A 17,489-nucleotide genomic window follows, 5' to 3' on the forward strand; every position below is an offset into this window, starting at 1 on the left:
CGGTAGGGGGACGCCCCGGGCCACACAAGGCCCGAGGGTGATTTGTCATGCAAGATCAGCGCCCTGGCGCGCCGCCTTCACGTCCGCGCCAGGGCTCGACGCCCTCAGCTTTGCCCCAGCGCCTCGAGGATGCGCGCCCAGCTGCGGATGCCCTTGTGGAAGCTCTGCACGTCGTATTTCTCGTTCGGGGAATGGATCGCGTCGTCATCCTTGGCGAAGCCGATCAGCATGCTCTCCATGCCCAGGATCGAGGAGAAATACCCCGCGATCGGGATCGAGCCGCCCATGCCCGCGAAGACCGCCTCGCGGTCCCATTCCGCGCTCAGCGCGCCGCGGGCCTTCTCGAACTCGGGCCGGGTGATGTCCATGACGGAGGCCTTGGCCCCGTCGAGCGAGCCTTCCCAGACGACCTCGGAATCGGTCGGCAGCCGCGCCTCGACATGGGCGCGCAGCGCCTGGCGCACCGCCGCCGGGTCCTGGTCGCCGACGAGCCGGCAGGTCAGCTTGCAATGCGCCTCGGCGGGGATCACCGTCTTGGTGCCCGCGCCGGTGTAGCCGCCCCACATGCCGTTGACCTCGAGCGTCGGGCGGGCCCAGACCTGCTCCATCGCCGAAAAGGCCTCTTCGCCATGCGCCCGGCTCATGCCGATGCGGCCCAAGAAGCTGCCCTCGTCGAAGCCCGCGTTGGCCCATTGCGCGCGCAGCTCGTCGGAGAGCTCGGGCACGCCGTCGTAGAAGCCCTCGACCGCGACCGCGCCGCTTTCGTCGTGGAAGCTGGCGACGAGCTTGGAGATCTCGCGCAGGGGGTTCAGCGCCGGGCCGCCGTAAAGCCCCGAATGCAGGTCCATCTTCGGGCCCTTGAGGGTGAACTCCTCCTTCAGCATGCCGCGCAGCTGGGTGGCGATGGAGGGCAGGCCGGGCGCGGCCATGGTGGTGTCACAGATCAGCGCCACATCGGCCTTCAGCTCCTCGGCGTGCTCTTTCATGAAGGGCACCAGCGAGGGCGAGCCGGATTCCTCCTCGCCCTCGAAGAAGAAGGTGATCTTGCAGGGCAGGGCGCCGTTCTCGGCGATATAGGCGCGGCAGGCCTCGACAAAGGTCATCAGCTGGCCCTTGTCGTCCGAAGCGCCCCGGGCGCGGATGACGCGGCCGTCCTCGGTCTCCTCGATGGCGGGATCGAAGGGGTCGCGGTGCCAGAGCTCCAGCGGATCGACCGGCTGCACGTCGTAATGGCCGTAGAACAGAAGGTGCGGCCCCGGCCCGTCGACATGGGCGACAACCATCGGATGGCCCGGCGTCTCGCGCTTCTCGGCGGCGATGCCCATGGAACGCAGGTCCTCGACCAGCCAGTCGGCGGCCTTGGTGCATTCGGCCTTGTAGGCCGGATCGGTCGAGATCGATTGCACCCGCAGAAGGTCGAAGAGCCGGTCGAGCGCGGCGTCGAGATCCTGGTCGATACGAGAGAGAACGGCGTCGAGAGACATGGGGAGAGGGCCTTTCCTGTTCGGATTTGGCGCGACGGTATCAGCCGGGCAGGCGGTGTCCAGAGCGACCCCGGGGCGCCCGCGGGCGCCTGCCAAATGGTCGCGACAGGCACGCGCGGGCTTGCCCCGGGGCGGTTTCGGGCGAAATGATGGGCTGCGGCTTCTACGGACCCATTTGTTTCCGATCGGAACGCGGGTTTTCCCAAAGGCCGCGGGCGGCCATATGAAGGGGGCAGGCTGCGCCCCTCGGTCGCGGTCGGGAGCGGTTGTCTTGCGCGGATCCGCGCTTTAGTGAACCGAAACCGGCGACGCGGCGGGCCCGGCCCGCCCTGAGAAGGAGACACGGCGTGGACTACGGCGCGCAACTGACCCAAGCGATCGACCGCCTTCACGACGAAGGCCGGTACCGCACCTTCATCGACATCGAGCGCCGCCAGGGCCAGTTCCCGCACGCCACCTGGACCCGGCCCGACGGGCAGGAGACGCCGATCACCGTCTGGTGCGGCAACGACTATCTGGGCATGGGCCAGCATCCCGTGGTCCTGTCCGCCATGCATGAGGCCATCGACGCCACCGGCGCGGGCTCGGGCGGGACGCGCAACATCTCGGGCACCACGGTCTACCACAAGCGGCTCGAGGCCGAGCTGGCGGATCTGCACGGCAAGGAGGCGGCGCTGCTCTTCACCTCCGCCTATATCGCCAATGACGCCACGCTCTCGACGCTGCCGAAGCTCTTTCCCGGGCTGATCATCTATTCCGACGAGCTGAACCACGCCTCGATGATCGAGGGCGTGCGCCGCAACGGCGGGGCCAAGCGCATCTTCCGTCACAACGACGTCGAACACCTGCGCGCGCTTCTCGAGGCCGACGACCCGGCGGCGCCGAAGCTCATCGCCTTCGAGTCGGTCTATTCGATGGACGGCGATTTCGGCCCGATCGAGGCGATCTGCGACCTCGCCGACGAGTTCGGCGCGCTGACCTATATCGACGAGGTCCATGCCGTGGGCATGTATGGCCCGCGCGGCGGCGGCGTGACCGAGCGCGATGGCCTGGCCCACCGGATCGACATCATCAACGGCACGCTGGCCAAGGCTTACGGCGTCATGGGCGGCTATATCGCGGCCTCGGCCAAGATGTGCGACGCGATCCGCTCCTATGCGCCGGGCTTCATCTTCACCACCTCGTTGCCGCCGGCGGTGGCGGCGGGCGCCGCGGCCTCTGTTGCGCATTTGAAACAGGACCAGGCGCTGCGCGAGCGGCACCAGACCCAGGCGGCGATCCTGAAGACCCGGCTCAAGGGCATGGGCCTGCCGATCATCGATCACGGCAGCCATATCGTGCCGGTGATCGTCGGCGACCCGGTGCACACCAAGAAGCTTTCCGACATGCTTCTTGAGGGTTACGGGATCTACGTGCAGCCGATCAACTTCCCGACCGTGCCGCGCGGCACCGAGCGGCTGCGCTTCACGCCCTCGCCGGTGCATGGCCCGCGCGAGATCGATCACCTCGTCCGCGCCATGGACGAGCTGTGGTCGCATTGTGCGCTGAATCGTGCCGACCTGAGTGCCTGATCCCCAAAAGTCTTAGTTTCCCGTTGCTTTGTGGTATAACGACGGGAAATAACGCCGCGACACGAATCGTGGCATAGTCTCCCGGACCGGACAGCCGGGTGGCTCATGGGAAGAGTGGGGCAGATGCCATGATCGGGCGCAAATCCCGAATTGATGAAGAACACCCCCCGGTCGTGCCGCAAAGCTACGACGACTTCGAGGTGCGCCTCGGAGATGTAATGCGCGGCGAACGCGCGACCATGGGGAAATCGCTGCTCGACGTGGAACGCGAGCTGCGGATCAAGGCGAATTACATCGCCGCGATCGAGAATTGCGACCCCACCGCCTTCGACACCCCGGGTTTCATCGCCGGCTACGTGCGCTCCTACTCGCGCTACCTCGGGCTCGACCCGGACGAAGCCTACGCCCAGTTCTGCACCGAAAGCGGCTTCGCCACCGCCCACGGCATGTCCGATGCCGCCTCGACGGTGAAGAAGAAGCGCGACGTGGTGGCCGAGCCGGTCTCGGGCGACCGCGATCCCTTCGCCGACCCGCGGATCTCCTTCGCGCCGACCGGCGACAGTTTCCTGAGCCGGATCGAGCCGGGGGCCATCGGCTCCACGCTGGTGCTGCTGGCGCTGGTGGGCGGGCTTGGCTACGGCGGCTGGAGCGTGCTGCAGGAAGTGCAGCGCGTGCGGCTGACGCCGGTCGACCAGACGCCTGTGGTGCTGTCCGATCTCGACCCCGTGGAGGCCGCGACCGCGGAGCCCGCCGAGGGCACTGAGACCGCCGATGCCGGGGGCGCGGGCGTCTTCACGCCGCCCTCCTCCGAGGCGCTCGATCGCCTTTACCGCCCTCAGGCGCTGGACGTGCCGGTGCTGGTGGCCCGCGACGCGCCGATCTCCACGCTCGATCCCGCCAGCGTCGGCGCCTTCGCCGAGGCCGACCGCCGCAGCCTGCCGCGCGGCGAGACGCCGGACAGCGCGCCGCGTGACTTCGCGGCGCTCGGCACCCAGCGCGACACCGCCACCTCGGGCGTCGAGGGCGCCCTGGCCGAGGCGCTCGGCGTCGCGGCGGAAGCCGCCGATGCCGCCCCGCAAAGCCCGCAGGTCCTCGAGGCGGCGGGCCCCGGCGTCACCATGCTGGCCGTGCGTCCCGCCTGGGTGCGGGTCCGCTCGGCCGACGGCACGGTGATCTACGAGGCGATCATGAACGCCGGCGACACCTTCGAGGTGCCGCGCACCGAGGAGCCGCCGACCCTGCGGGTGGGCGAGTCCGGCGCGGTCTATTTCGCCATGCAGGGCCGCACCTACGGCCCCGTCGGCCCGCGCGGTTCGGTCACCTCGGACCTGGCGCTTTCGGTCGACAACCTGTCTTCGACCTACCAGGTCGCCGAGATCGACACCGACGCGGATCTCGCCCGGGTCGTGGCCGAGCTGAACATCTCGGGCGCCGCCACCACTCCCGAGGCGGAGTGACCGCGCGGCTTGCAAGCCCTGCGCCAGCCTACTAGCTAGATCCTGAAGAGGTGCCGCGGCAGCTGCGCGGCGCACGGGTGAAAGGAGCAGGCGATGAGCCTCAACCACGTCCGTCCCTGGCGCAACATCTACCGCCGCAAGTCCCGCCAGATCCACGTCGGATCGGTGCCGGTCGGGGGCGATGCGCCGATCTCGGTGCAGACCATGACCAACACCGCCACGACCGACGTCAAGGCGACGCTGGCGCAGATCGAGGCCTCGGCCGAGGCCGGCGCCGACATCGTGCGGGTCTCGGTGCCCGACGAGGCGTCGGCCAAGGCGATGAAGGAGATCTGCCGCGAAAGCCCGGTGCCGATCGTGGCCGACATCCACTTCCACTACCGCCGCGGGATCGAGGCCGCCGAGGCCGGTGCCGCCTGCCTGCGCATCAACCCCGGCAACATCGGCAGCCAGGACCGCGTCCGCGAGGTCATCCAGGCCGCCCGCGATCACGGCTGCTCCATGCGCATCGGCGTCAACGCCGGCTCGCTGGAACGCCACCTCCTGGAGAAATACGGCGAGCCCTGTCCCGACGCCATGGTCGAATCCGGGCTCGACCACATCAAGGTGCTGCAGGACAACGACTTTCACGAGTTCAAGATTTCCTGCAAGGCCTCGGATGTCTTCATGGCCGCCGCCGCCTACCAGCAGCTGGCCGAACAGACCGACGCGCCCATTCACCTCGGGATCACCGAGGCGGGCGGGCTGATGTCCGGCACGATCAAGAGCTCGATCGGCCTCGGCAACCTCCTCTGGATGGGCATCGGCGACACGCTGCGCGTCTCGCTCTCGGCCGATCCGGTCGAGGAGGTGCGCGTCGGCTACGAGATCCTGAAATCGCTGGGCCTGCGGCATCGGGGCGTGAACATCATCTCCTGCCCCTCCTGCGCGCGGCAGGGCTTCGACGTGATCAAGACCGTCGAGACGCTGGAAGACCGGCTGGCCCATATCAAGACGCCGATGTCGCTCTCGATCATCGGCTGCGTGGTGAACGGGCCGGGCGAGGCGCTGATGACCGACGTCGGCTTCACCGGCGGCGGCGCGGGCTCGGGCATGGTCTACCTGGCGGGCAAGGCCAGCCACAAGATGTCCAACGACCAGATGATCGACCATATCGTCGAAGAGGTCGAGAAACGCGCCGAGGCGATCGAGCGCGGCGAGGCCGAGCGCCCCGAAGAGGCCGAACCGGCCGAGTGAGCGGGGGCGGGCCTTTGCGAGGCCCGCGCTGCGCCTCAGAGTTCCGAGACCATGACGCTCTGCCGCATCAGCGTGGCGGGGCCGTAGCTTGTCAGGAAGGCCACGTCGGTGGCGTCGCGGCCGACGCAGATCCGGGCGATCTGGTCGGGGCGGCACATGCCGGTCGGATCGACCATGTGCCAGCGCCCCTCGAGGAAGACCTCGGCCACCAGGTGGAAATCCTGCGGCGTCACGTTCAGCCCGTAGCAGCTCACCACCCGCGCCGGGATGGTGCCCGCGCGCGCCAGCGTGACCAGCATATGCGCGAAGTCGCGGCAGACCCCCTGGCGGGTCACGAAGGTCTCGAGCGCCGAGGTTTCGGGCCCCGAGGCGCCGGGCACATAGGCGAAGTTCCGGCGCACGAACTCCTCGATCTCGACCACCAGCGCGCCGCCGCCGAGCCCCGGGAAGGCGGTCGAGAGGTAGCTCATGAACTTGTCCGAGGGGCAGTAGCGCGAGGGCAGGAGGTATTTCACAACGTCGCGCGGCAGGTCCGCCGGGCTGTCCGAGCGCAGGCTCGCCACGTCCGCGACCTCGCGGTCGATCGCCACCTCGGCGGTGTAGTCGAGCGTCAGCGCCTCGGCCTCGTGGAACCAGAGCCGCAGGCCGATCTCGTCCTCGGCGGGGTTGATCCGCGCCTGGGCGCCATGCGTGGTCAGCTGTTCCTCGCGGATGCCCTGGTCGTGCAGGGCGGCGGCATTGATCTGCACCAGGCAGTCGGTGGGCGCATCAAGCGCGTAATCGAGCGTGACGTCGATCTTCAGGGTCATCGAGCCTCCGGGGCCGCCGCGCGGGTGTCGTCGTGGAAAGGGTCGGATGGCACGCCGCGGCAGCGACCTCAGGGTGAGAGATATCGCTCGAGAACGAAAGAGGGGACCTGCCCGCGCACCATCATGTCGGGCAGCACGTAGGACGGGACGGCATCGAGCGTCAACCGGTCCATGAGCGCGGCCCCGCGCGGGCTGCCCGCGTCGATCCTGGTGGCGGTGAGGCCCAGCCTGTCGAGCAGGTTCACGAGCTCGGCCTGGGCCTCGGCGCAGGTTTGGCAGCCGGGCTCGGTGACGAAGGCGAGCGCGGGTGCGGCCTCGGCGGCCCCGAGCCGGGGCCAGGCGGGATCGAAAAGCGCCGCGCGCGCCTCGGCGAGCGTCGCGAGGTCGGCCTCGCGCTCCTCGGCGTAGATGTCGGCGGCTTCCGGGACCGTGGGCGTCAGCGCCCGGCCGACGATCTCCGGCTCGTCCAGGATCAGCGCGCGCAGCTCCGCGCCGAAGGCCGCGCGGGCCTCGGGCGTAGCGAAGCCGGGCCTTTGCCCGGCGCTCTCGGGGGTGTTCTGCGCCCCGCGCCGGGGGGCCGCCTCGGGGATCGAGGAGAGGCCCTCCGGCGCGGTGCTGTCCTGCGGGATCGTGGAGGTGTCCCGCGCCGCGGCGGGCGCGGCATAGGGCAGGGTGGCCGCAATGCCCGCACAGAGCGCCGCGGCCAGGCCATGGCGTGCCGGCATCAGCCCTCCTGGCGTTCGGCGGCGACGATCTCCTGCATCTCCTCGAGGCTGACGTAGCCGCGCACCAGCTGGTCGCCCATCACGAAGGTCGGGGTGCCGCGGATCGCCAGCTGTTCGGCGACCTGCCGGGTCTCGGCGATCTGCCGGGTCACCGCTTCGGAGTTCATCTCGGCCAGGATCGCGTCGGCATCGAGGTCGAAGCCCCCGGCCAGCCGGCGCAGCGCCGCCTCGCTGGGCTCGCTCGTCATCTCCATCAGCGCGTCATGCACCTGCTTGTAGGCGGCTTCGCCCGCGACATTGCCGGTGGCGATGGCGAAGCGCGACATGATCACCGAAGCCTCGCCGAGGATCGGGAACTCCTTCAGCACGAAGCGGATGTTGCCGTCGCCGGCCACCAGCGCCTCGACCTCGTCCTTGGCCCGGCGGCAGTAGCCGCAGCGGTAGTCCATGAATTCCACCACGGTGATGTCGCCTTCGGGGTTGCCCCCGACCCAGGACATGCCGTCGTTGAAGATCGCGTCGGAATTGGCGGTCAGCGCCTGTTCGGCGGCGGCGGCCTCCTGTTCGGCCTGCCGGGCCTCGAGCGCGTTCACCGCCTCGATGATGACCTCGGGGTTCTCCATCAGATAGGCGCGGACCTCGGCGCGGAAGGCGCCGCGCTCGGCCTCGGACATGTCGGTCACGTCGATGGTCTGCGCGGTGGCGCCGCCGGCGAGGGGCAGCGCCAGGGCGGTCAGGGCGGGTTTCAGCATGAAGGCTCCTTTGGTCATGTCTCGGGCTCAGCGGCGCCTTGCGGCGCTCTGGGCGATGAGGGCCACGTCCTCGGCGCGGCGCCAGGCGGGGGCTCCGCGCGGCAGAAGCGCCAGGGCGCGGTCGGCGTGGATCTTGGCGTCGGCCAGCCGGCCCTGCAGGGCGTAGCGTTCGGCGGTCGCGACCGAGGCCATGCCGGTCTGTCCGGTCTGGGCATAGGCGACCGAGAGGTCACGAAGCAAGCGCGGATCCTGGGGATCGCGCGCATAGGCGGCCTCGAGCGCGGAAAGCGCGCCGCGGGCATCCCCGGCGGCAAGCTGTGCCCGGCCAAGCCCGGCCAGGATCAGCGGATGGCCGGGGGCGAAGCGGGTCGCCTGGCGGTAGGCCTGGATCGCGGCCCGGGCCTCGCGGCTCTCGAGCAGGATCTGGCCCTTGAGGTCGAGAAGGAAGGGATCGTTCGGGCGCAGCGCCAGCGCCGCCTCGAGCGCGCGCAGCGCCCGGGTCTTGTCGGCGCGGCGGTGATGGGCCACGGCCTCGCGCATGTGGCGGATGTCGGTCGTGGCGCTGTCGCCCGCGCGCTTCAGCGTCCAGCCGGGATGGCGCTGAAAGGCCGAGAGCTTGCCTTGTGCGCGGGCAAACCAATAGGCCGCGCCGGGGTCCTGGGGGATGTCGGCGGAATGCGCCTTGGCCAGCGCCTGCAGCGTGCGCAGCCGGTCGCGCGACAGCGGATGGGTCAGCATGTAGGGATCCTGCCGCGAGACCGAGAGGGCCTCCTGCCCGCGGAAGATCTCCATCACCTCGACCGCACCCACCGGGTCGATGCCCGCGCGCAGCATGTAGCGCACCGCGCTTTGATCGGCCGAGGCTTCCTCGGCCCGGGTATGGGCCAAAAGCCGCCGCAGCGCCGAAGAGGAGGTGCCGATGGCGATGCCCAGCCCGGCCTCGGCGTTCTGCGTCGCGGCCACGCCTGCCAGCACCAGCCCCAAGCCCGCCGCGGTCCGCGCCGAGCGCATGTTGGCGGCGCGGCGCGGGATATGGCCGTTGGCGATATGGGCGGCCTCATGGGCGATCACCGCCTGCAGCGCGCGGGCGGTGTCGAGCTTCAGCACCAGCCCGGAATGGATCAGGATGTGCCGGTTGTCGGCGATGAAGGCATTGAGGCTCGGGTCGTCGACCAGCAGGATCTTCACCGCCCGGGGGCTCAGCCCCGCGGCGTTCAGGATCGGGCGGGCGAGCTCGTCGAGGGCGTATTCGATATCCGCGTCGCGCAGCACCGTCAGCGCCCGCGCGGGCGTGCCCGCCACGAGCGCCAGGCAGAGGCTCAGCATCAAGACCCGGATCGCCCGCATTGACTGTCCGCCCCGCTCCTTTCAGACATGGCGCGACTTTAGAGAGGGCAAGATGCGGAACTCAAGACGGGGCGATGTCGATCCCTTCATTGTGATGGACGTCATGGAGCAGGCCCGCGCGGCCGAGGAGGCGGGGCGCCGGATCATCCACATGGAGGTCGGCCAGCCGGGCACCGCGGCGCCGAAAGCCGCCCGCGCGGCGCTCGCCCGCGAGATGGAAAGCGGCGCGCTTGGCTATACCGTGGCGCTGGGTCTGCCGGCGCTCCGGGCGCGGATCGCGGGGCTTTACAAGGAATGGTATGGCGTCGATCTCGACCCCGCGCGGGTGGTGGTGACGCCGGGCTCTTCGGGGGCCTTCATCCTGGCCTTCACCGCGCTTTTCGACGCGGGCGAGACGGTGGCCCTGGGGCGGCCGGGCTATCCCTCCTACCGGCAGATCCTGCGGGCGCTGGACCTCAAGGCCTGCGAGGTGGAATCCTCGGACGAGAACCGCCTGCAGCCGACGCCCGCCGACCTCGCGCCGCATGACTGGCAGGGGCTCATGGTGGCCTCGCCGGCCAATCCCACCGGCACCATGCTGAACCGCGCGGCGCTCTCCGACCTGATCGGCTGCGCGCAGGACCGGGGCGCCGCCTTTATCTCGGACGAGATCTACCACGGCATCGAATACGAGGGCCGGGCGGTCTCGGCGCTGGAGATTTCCGACGACCTCTGCGTGATCAACTCCTTCTCGAAGTATTTCTCGATGACCGGCTGGCGCGTGGGCTGGATGGTCATGCCCGAGGCGCAGCTCCGCCAGGTCGAGCGGCTGGCGCAGAACCTCTTCATCTGCGCGCCGCATGCGGCGCAGGTGGCGGCTCTTGGCGCGCTCGACGCCCGCGACGAGCTCGAGGAGAACATGGCGGTCTACCGCCGCAATCGCGCGCTGATGCTCGAGGGGCTGCCCAAGGCGGGCTTCGACCGCATCGCGCCGCCCGATGGGGCCTTCTACGTCTATGCCGACGTGTCGCATCTGACGACGGACAGCCGGGCCTTCGCCGCGGAGATCCTGGAGCAAGCCGGGGTCGCGGTGACGCCGGGGCTCGATTTCGACCCTGCGCGCGGCGGGCAGACGCTGCGTTTCTCCTACGCGCGGGCAAGCGAGGACATCGAGGAGGGTCTGGCGCGGCTCAAGGCCTTCATGGAGGCGCGGAGCTGAGCGCGGGCGGCGGGGCCTGCGCGGGTGGGTTGGTGCTGTTCGCTTAGGGCGCGCCGCCTCGGGGAACGGAGCGGGCGGTCCGCAGGCACTTAGCTGAGCGCAGCCACCACGCCCCGCCGCGACAATAGGCCCCCCGCGCCAACAACTCCCCGCGCGTCACGGGGGCCCGCAAAGGGCAGACGGCGGCGCGGGGCTTCATTATACTCGCGTGAGACGGGCAAGAGATCGGGCGGATGATCAGGCGGATCGCATTACTTCTGGGCCTCGCCCTGGCGGGCCTCGGCGCGCCCGAAGGCGCGCGCGCGCAGGAGCCCGCGCTTGGCGCGCTGGCGCGGCTCGACGCCGCGCAAAGCGGGATCGAGGACCTGGGCTGGGGCCGGGGCACCGAGATCACGCTGGCGCTGAGCCAGGGCGTGCCCTGGCGGATCTTCACCCTCGACGCGCCGCAGCGGCTGGTGCTCGACTTCCGCGAGGTCGACTGGGGCGGCGTCGAAGACCCCGCGCTCGACCGCTCCGAGCGGGTGCGCGAGGTGCGCACCGGCCCTTACCGCGAAGGATGGACCCGGCTTGTGGCGCTGCTCGAGGAACCCATGGCGGTGGAACGCGCGGGCCTGCGCATCGCCGAGGACAGCGGCACCGCGCGGCTGACCGTCCGGCTGCAGCCGACCGACGCCGAAAGCTTCGCCGCCGCGGCGGGCGCGCCGCGCGATCCGCGCTGGGACCTGCCGGACCCGGCCCCCGTCACCGCCCGCCCGCGCGGCGGCCGCGAAGGCCGCCCCCTACGGGTCATGCTCGATCCCGGCCACGGCGGCATCGACCCCGGCGCCGAACACGGCGGGGCGGACGAGTCGGACCTGATGCTGATCTTCGCCCGCGAACTGAAGGAGGTGCTCCTGCGCGCCGGCGGCTTCGAGGTGGCGATGACCCGCGACGAGGATGTCTTCGTCTCCCTCGAGGCGCGCGTCGCCGCCGCCCAGGAGGCCGAGGCCGATGTCTTCCTGTCGCTGCATGCCGATGCGCTGGCCGAGGGCATCGCCCGCGGCGCCACGGTCTACACCCTGTCCGAGGAGGCCTCGGACGCGGCCTCGGCGGCGCTGGCCGCGCGGCACGACCGCGACGACATCCTGGCCGGGCTCGACCTCGCGCGGACCGACGACCGGGTGGCCGACGTGCTGATGGATCTCGCCCGCCTCGACACCGCGCCGCGCAGCGCGGCGCTGGCCCGCGCGCTGGTCGCGGGCATCGACAACGCCACCGGCAACGTGCACAAGCGCCCGCTGCGCTCGGCCGGCTTCTCGGTCCTGAAAAGCGCCGACATCCCTTCCGTCCTGATCGAAGTGGGCTACCTGTCGACCCCGGCGGAGCTGCGCAACCTGCAGGACGGCGCCTGGCGCGCGGGCATGGCCGCGGGCATCCGCGACGGGCTGTCGGCCTGGCTGATCGAGGATGCCGCGCTCGAAGGTCTGCGGCGCAAATGACGACATTCGGGGTGCCGCTGCGCGGGACCCCGCCGAAGCTCAAAAAGATCGTGTTTTGACGCCTGCGCGCGGAGTCTGTAATGCGATCGACGTTCCTCGTGGGAAAGCTGTCATGATCCGGTTCATCCTGTCCTTCTTCGGCGCGATCTTCTCGCTGGTCACGCTTGGCGTCCTTGCCGTGGCGATCTCCATCGGCGCGGTCTTCTGGATCTACGGCCGCGACCTGCCGAGCCATGAAAGCCTGGCGCAATACACCCCGCCGACGATCAGCCGGATCTATTCGACCGAAGGCAAGATCATCGACGAGTTCGCCCAGGAGCGGCGGCTCTTCACCCCCGCCGAGGAGATCCCGGACCTGGTGAAACAGGCCTTCATCTCGGCCGAGGACAAGAATTTCTACAACCACGAAGGCTACGACCCGCGCGGCATCGCCGCGGCGGTCTTCGACGCGGTGCGCTCGCGCGGGCAGGACGTGCGCGGGGCCTCGACGATCACCCAGCAGGTGATGAAGAACTTCCTCCTGGGCGGCGACCGCCGGGCCGAGCGCAAGATCAAGGAGATCATCCTCGCGACCCGTCTCGAGGAGACGCTGAGCAAGGACGAGATCCTCGAGCTTTATCTGAACGAGATCTTCCTGGGCCAGAACAGCTACGGCGTGACCGCCTCGGCGCAGACCTATTTCAACAAGACCCTGTCGCAGCTCGCCCCGCACGAGGCGGCCTTCCTGGCCTCGATGCCCAAGGCGCCCTCGGACTTCCACCCGGTGCGCAACGCCGACCGGCTGATGTCGCGGCGCAACTACGTGCTGCGCGAGATGCACGAGAACGGCTATATCGACGCGGCCACCTACGAGCGCGAGCGCGAGATGCCGCTGCGCTCGGTGCAGGCGGGCGATTTCGAGCCCTTCCAGAAGCAGCTGCCGCCGCGCGACTATTTCACCGACGAGATCCGCCGCCAGCTCAGCCGCGACTTCGGCGAGGGCGAGTTCTTCTCGGGCGGCTTCTCGGTCCGCGCGACGCTCGATCCCGAGATGCAGGGCGAGGCCGCCGGCGCGCTGCGCGGCGCGCTCGAGCGCTTCGACCGCAGCCGCGGCACCTGGCGCGGCACCGGCGAGACCATCCCCGAGGAGGCGCTGTCGGACTGGGAAGGTGCGCTCTCCGGTGTCACCGTGGCCCGCGACATCACGCTCGAGAACCCCTGGCTGCCCGCGGTGGTTCTCGATGTGGCCGAGAACAGCCTGACCCTCGGCATCGAGGGCGAAGGCGAAGGCGAGGTCCCGCGCGAGGACATCCAGTGGCTGCGCGGCGATTTCTTCGAGAACTTCGAACGCGGCGACGTGGTGCATGTGCGCGCCATGACCTCGGACGAGGACGGCAGCTTCCTGCGCTGGTCGCTGCGCCAGGTGCCCCGCGTCGAGGGCGCCTTCATGGCCATGGACGTCAACACCGGCCGGGTGATCGCCATGCAGGGCGGCTTCTCCTACCAGCATTCGGTCTTCAACCGCGCCACCCAGGCCAAGCGGCAGCCGGGTTCCTCCTTCAAGCCTTTCGTCTATGCCGCCGCGCTCGACTCGGGCTACAGCCCGGCGACCATCGTCGTCGACGCCCCGATCGAGGTGAACACGCCCCAGGGTGTCTGGCGGCCGAAGAACGCCTCGAACCAGTATTACGGGCCGACGCCGCTGCGCACCGGGATCGAACGCTCGCGGAACCTGATGACCGTGCGCCTCGCGCAGGAGATCGGCATGGACACGGTCGCCCGCTACGCCGAGCGCTTCGGCGTCTACGAGGACATGCAGCGGGTCCTGGCCAATGCGCTCGGCTCCGAGGAGACGACGCTCTTCCAGATGGTCGCGGCCTACGCGATGTTCGCCAACGGCGGCGAGCGGGTCGAGCCGACGCTGGTCGACCGGGTGCAGGACCGCTACGGCAACACCGTCTACAACCACGAGAAACAGCGCGGCAACGAGCGCGTCTGCGTGAACTGCTACGACGCCAACCTGCCCGAGGGCGAGGCGCCGACCATCGCCAACAACCGCGAACGCATCATGGACCCGGTGACCGCCTATCAGCTCACCTCGATGATGCGCGGCGTGGTGGATCGCGGCACCGCCTCGGGCGCGGTGAACCTGTCGGTGCCCACCGCGGGCAAGACCGGCACCACCAACGACGCCAAGGACGTCTGGTTCGTGGGCTTCACCTCGAACATCGTGGCGGGCTGCTACATCGGCTACGACCAGCCGCGCAGCCTCGGGAGCGGCGCCTCGGGCGGCGGCATCTGCGGGCCGGTGTTCCAGCAGTTCATGTCCGAGGCCGTGCAGAAGTTCGGCGGCGGCGCCTTCGCGATCCCCGAGGAATGCATGTTCATCAACATCGACCGTTTCACCGGCGCGCGGCTGGGGGACGGCGCCTCGGGCGACAACGTGGTCTCGGAGTGCTTCCGCGAGGGCATGGAGCCGATGTTCGGCATCCAGTTCGACGGCGGCTGGGCCATGGGCTCGGGTTTCGACATCATCCAGCCCGGCGGCGGCAGCCGCGAGGTCACCACTTCGACCGGCAAGAAGGCCGTGGTGGGGCCCAAGGCGAGCTTCGGCACGCTGTCCTCGGGCGGGCTCTACTGAGACCGGACGGAGCGGCGGCGCTCTTAGCGTCGCTCGCGACGGTGCGCACCGGGCTAGGCGAGGCGCTTGCCTCTGCGCATTGAGCCCGGAGGGGTGAGCATGTTGGCGCGCCTCTAAGGGCATCTGACCCGCGCTCAAGGCGCAGAGAAAGACGCCGAGGGCAGGGCGCGCCCGCGCCCGCCCGGGCATCCCCCAACGACCGCACCCCGGCACCTCCAGCCCCCAAGCCCCGCACCACCCGCTTGCCGCGACCACCCTTCTTGTGGGCCCATGCCCCTTGCGTTATCACGCGCTGACCCAGCGAATTGAGACGGAGCACCCATGCGCGCCGAGGCCGAACAGAATGTCGAGCGGATCGAGAAATCCCTGGCGCTTCTCGCCCAGCGGCTGGACTGGGAGACCGCCGAACACCGGCTCGAGGAGTTCAACGCCCGGGTCGAGGATCCCAACCTCTGGAACGATCCCGCCGCCGCCCAGAAGTTGATGCGCGACCGCCAGCTGCTGGTCGACGCCATGGACACCTACCGCAGCCTCTCGCAGGAGAAGGCCGACCAGGTCGAGCTGATCGAGATGGGCGAGGCCGAGGGCGACGAGGAGATCATCTCCGAGGCCGAAGCCGCGCTGCGCAGCCTGGCCGAGACCGCCGCCTCGAAGGAGCTCGAGGCGCTCCTGGACGGCGAGGCCGACGGCAACGACACCTTCCTCGAGATCAACGCCGGCGCCGGCGGCACCGAGGCCTGCGACTGGGCGCAGATGCTGCAGCGGATGTATGTCCGCTGGGCCGAGTCCAAGGGCTACGACGTCGAGCTGCAGTCCGAAGAGCCGGGCTCCGAGGCGGGCATCAAGTCGGTGGCGTACAAGATTTCCGGCAAGAACGCCTACGGCTGGCTCAAGACCGAGTCGGGCGTGCACCGGCTGGTGCGGATCTCGCCCTTCGGCAAGGGCACGCGCGAGACGTCCTTTGCCAGCGTCTGGGTCTACCCGGTGGTCGACGACAACATCGAGATCGAGGTGAACCCCGCCGACATCCGGGTCGACACCTATCGCTCCTCGGGGGCGGGCGGCCAGCACGTCAACACCACCGACTCGGCGGTGCGGATCACCCACCATCCGACCGGCATCGTCGTGACCTCGTCCGAGAAGTCGCAGCACCAGAACCGCGACATCGCCATGAAGGCGCTGAAATCGCGGCTCTACCAGATGGAGCTGGAAAAGCGCCACGCCGAGATCAACGCCCAGCACGAGCAGAAGGGCGAGGCCGGCTGGGGCAACCAGATCCGCTCCTACGTGCTGCAGCCCTACCAGATGGTGAAGGACCTGCGCACCAGCGTGGAGACCTCGGACACCTCCGGCGTGCTCGACGGCGACCTCGATCCCTTCATGGCGGCGACGCTGGCGCTGAAGGTCTCGGGCAAGAGCCGCGCCGACGCGCGCGAGGACTGAGGCTCAGGAAATCGGATCGTTGATCCGCAGCTGCTGCCGGTGGATCGGCGGCAGCTCGGCGAAACCGCGCAGGCCCGCCTCGCGGGCGGCGGGCAGCACATCCGCGACGCCGCTGCCCAGGTATTCGAAGACCAGCCGTTCGATCAGCCGCCCGGTGCCGCTTTCGGCGACGGTGCGGGCGGTGAAGCCGACCCAGAAGTTGTTGGCCAGACTCGGCGCGCGGGTCAGGAAGTTGAGGCTCGCCGTCTCGCCGCCCCGGCGGCTGACCAGCGCGGCGATGCCATGGCTCTGGGGCAGGACCGCGCCGCGGTATTCGCGGGTGTAGCGGTCGACCGGCAGGCCCTTTTCACGGGCGATGCGGCGGTGCTCGTAGCCGCGCACGAAGACCCGCCCGGCGGCGCGGTAGATCTTCACCACCGCCGTCAGGAAGAGCTCTTCGGCGATATAGCTGCGCCGCGAGAAGCGGTAGAAGCCGCTCGGCAGTTCGCCTTCGGAAGGCCCGCGCCGCTCGGCCGCGCCGACGAAACCCGCGACCTCGGCCAGGGCGGAGAGCTCGCGCCGCTCGGCCTCGATCTCGGAGACATCGCAGAGAAGGATCCGCGCGTCGGTGCCGAAATGGGTGCAGATCCGGTGCAGGATGTCGGGCCGGGGGAAGCTTTCGCCACTCAGGTAACGGTTGTATTGGGTGCGGTTGATCCCGAGCTCGCGGCAGAGCGCGGAGATCGAATGGGCCCGGCTGCTCAGCTCTCGGAGGTTGCGCCCGAATCGCGCGCGCAACTCCGAAGGGTCGTCCTGGGGGCGCGTGAAAACGCGCGTGGGACGCCCCTCACGCATGGCAGGCCCGCTTCCGTGCCCGGATCGAGCCTCCGCCCTGGTGTCCCGAATACCGCATGTAAATGACGCTAATGAGCGTCACTGTCTCTGTCAAATGACACGAAATTGGTGACAGAAATGTGAAAAATGGCGTTTTCATGTCAGAAGTCTTAATGAAAACTGGGACTTCGGGGCGCGTAATTTTCTTAGGGACCGGTTTTATGATTGGTGTGATTTTATGGGCTGATTACCAAACGGGCAGGGCGGTCGTCTGGTGCGACGACCAGGCGGAGCTTGCCTTCATCCTGCCGGAGCCGGGGGCGGTCTTGCCCGAGGGGGAGGCGCGGCTCGATGCCGGGGACCTGATCGGCTTCGAGCTGGAGGTGCGGCCGGACTACCGTCTGGTCCGCAACCCGAAGTTGTTGAGCCGCGGCACGCATGAGACGCTGGCCGCGCTTCTGGTGCGCCATGCGGCCGACGGGCGTGAGCCCGGGCCGGGGCTGCTCGGCCCCTTCACCGGAACCGAGCTCTGGGTCGCCTGAGGCGCATCGGGGCC

At 69.5% G+C, this 17,489-nt stretch carries 14 protein-coding genes; 8 read left to right on the forward strand and 6 right to left on the reverse strand.

Annotated elements, in window-relative coordinates; translation table 11 throughout:
* Window positions 1-104: 104 nt before the first annotated feature.
* Window positions 105-1,484, reverse strand: a complete 1,380-nt coding sequence (locus tag ACX938_RS03685) for a dipeptidase (protein ID WP_232755377.1) — start codon at window positions 1,482-1,484, stop codon at window positions 105-107.
* 347 nt (window positions 1,485-1,831) lie between these two features.
* Here ACX938_RS03685 and hemA point away from each other — a divergent pair, with 347 nt between their 5' ends.
* From hemA to ispG, 3 genes are all read left to right on the forward strand, one after another.
* Window positions 1,832-3,055: a 5-aminolevulinate synthase gene (hemA, locus tag ACX938_RS03690; protein WP_459430024.1), complete on the forward strand. Its 1,224-nt coding sequence runs from the start codon at window positions 1,832-1,834 to the stop codon at window positions 3,053-3,055.
* A 173-nt stretch (window positions 3,056-3,228) separates the two neighbouring features.
* The gene (locus ACX938_RS03695) at window positions 3,229-4,512 is read left to right on the forward strand and encodes a helix-turn-helix domain-containing protein (RefSeq protein WP_370635007.1); all 1,284 of its coding nucleotides are present in this window, start codon (window positions 3,229-3,231) and stop codon (window positions 4,510-4,512) included.
* Between the two features lie 93 nt (window positions 4,513-4,605).
* Entirely contained in the window at window positions 4,606-5,748 is a 1,143-nt protein-coding gene (ispG, locus tag ACX938_RS03700) for a flavodoxin-dependent (E)-4-hydroxy-3-methylbut-2-enyl-diphosphate synthase (RefSeq protein WP_459430025.1), read from the forward strand.
* 35 nt (window positions 5,749-5,783) lie between these two features.
* On the opposite strand, the gene ACX938_RS03705 is transcribed toward ispG, so the two are convergent.
* From ACX938_RS03705 to ACX938_RS03720, 4 genes are all read right to left on the reverse strand, one after another.
* On the reverse strand, window positions 5,784-6,557 hold the full coding sequence (locus ACX938_RS03705) for a transglutaminase-like domain-containing protein (protein ID WP_459430026.1): 774 nt from the start codon (window positions 6,555-6,557) through the stop codon (window positions 5,784-5,786).
* 68 nt (window positions 6,558-6,625) lie between these two features.
* Window positions 6,626-7,282, reverse strand: coding sequence for a hypothetical protein (locus ACX938_RS03710; RefSeq protein ID WP_459430027.1), 657 nt, complete (start codon window positions 7,280-7,282; stop codon window positions 6,626-6,628).
* Entirely contained in the window at window positions 7,282-8,034 is a 753-nt protein-coding gene (locus ACX938_RS03715) for a DsbA family protein (protein WP_459430028.1), read from the reverse strand. The genes ACX938_RS03710 and ACX938_RS03715 overlap by 1 nt, the downstream gene beginning before the upstream one ends.
* Before the next feature lie 27 nt (window positions 8,035-8,061).
* Window positions 8,062-9,381: a M48 family metalloprotease gene (locus tag ACX938_RS03720; RefSeq protein ID WP_459430029.1), complete on the reverse strand. Its 1,320-nt coding sequence runs from the start codon at window positions 9,379-9,381 to the stop codon at window positions 8,062-8,064.
* A gap of 52 nt (window positions 9,382-9,433) precedes the next feature.
* Between ACX938_RS03720 and ACX938_RS03725 the strand changes: the two genes are divergently transcribed.
* The 4 genes from ACX938_RS03725 (at window position 9,434) to prfB (ending at window position 16,120) form a co-directional block, all read left to right on the forward strand.
* Entirely contained in the window at window positions 9,434-10,579 is a 1,146-nt protein-coding gene (locus ACX938_RS03725) for a pyridoxal phosphate-dependent aminotransferase (RefSeq protein ID WP_459430030.1), read from the forward strand.
* Between the two features lie 233 nt (window positions 10,580-10,812).
* A complete protein-coding gene (locus ACX938_RS03730; RefSeq protein ID WP_459430031.1) occupies window positions 10,813-12,057 on the forward strand; it encodes an N-acetylmuramoyl-L-alanine amidase in 1,245 nt (414 codons plus the stop codon).
* Window positions 12,058-12,169: 112 nt separating this feature from the next.
* The gene (locus ACX938_RS03735; RefSeq protein ID WP_459430032.1) at window positions 12,170-14,677 is read left to right on the forward strand and encodes a penicillin-binding protein 1A; all 2,508 of its coding nucleotides are present in this window, start codon (window positions 12,170-12,172) and stop codon (window positions 14,675-14,677) included.
* Between the two features lie 321 nt (window positions 14,678-14,998).
* Window positions 14,999-16,120, forward strand: a complete 1,122-nt coding sequence (gene prfB, locus ACX938_RS03740) for a peptide chain release factor 2 (RefSeq protein WP_232755366.1) — start codon at window positions 14,999-15,001, stop codon at window positions 16,118-16,120.
* A 3-nt stretch (window positions 16,121-16,123) separates the two neighbouring features.
* Here the strand turns inward: prfB and ACX938_RS03745 are convergent, their stop codons facing one another.
* Window positions 16,124-16,897, reverse strand: a complete 774-nt coding sequence (locus ACX938_RS03745) for a helix-turn-helix domain-containing protein (RefSeq protein WP_459430033.1) — start codon at window positions 16,895-16,897, stop codon at window positions 16,124-16,126.
* 266 nt (window positions 16,898-17,163) lie between these two features.
* Here ACX938_RS03745 and ACX938_RS03750 point away from each other — a divergent pair, with 266 nt between their 5' ends.
* Window positions 17,164-17,475, forward strand: a complete 312-nt coding sequence (locus tag ACX938_RS03750; RefSeq protein ID WP_459430034.1) for a hypothetical protein — start codon at window positions 17,164-17,166, stop codon at window positions 17,473-17,475.
* Window positions 17,476-17,489: the final 14 nt, after the last annotated feature.

The organism is Roseivivax sp., assembly GCF_054552075.1.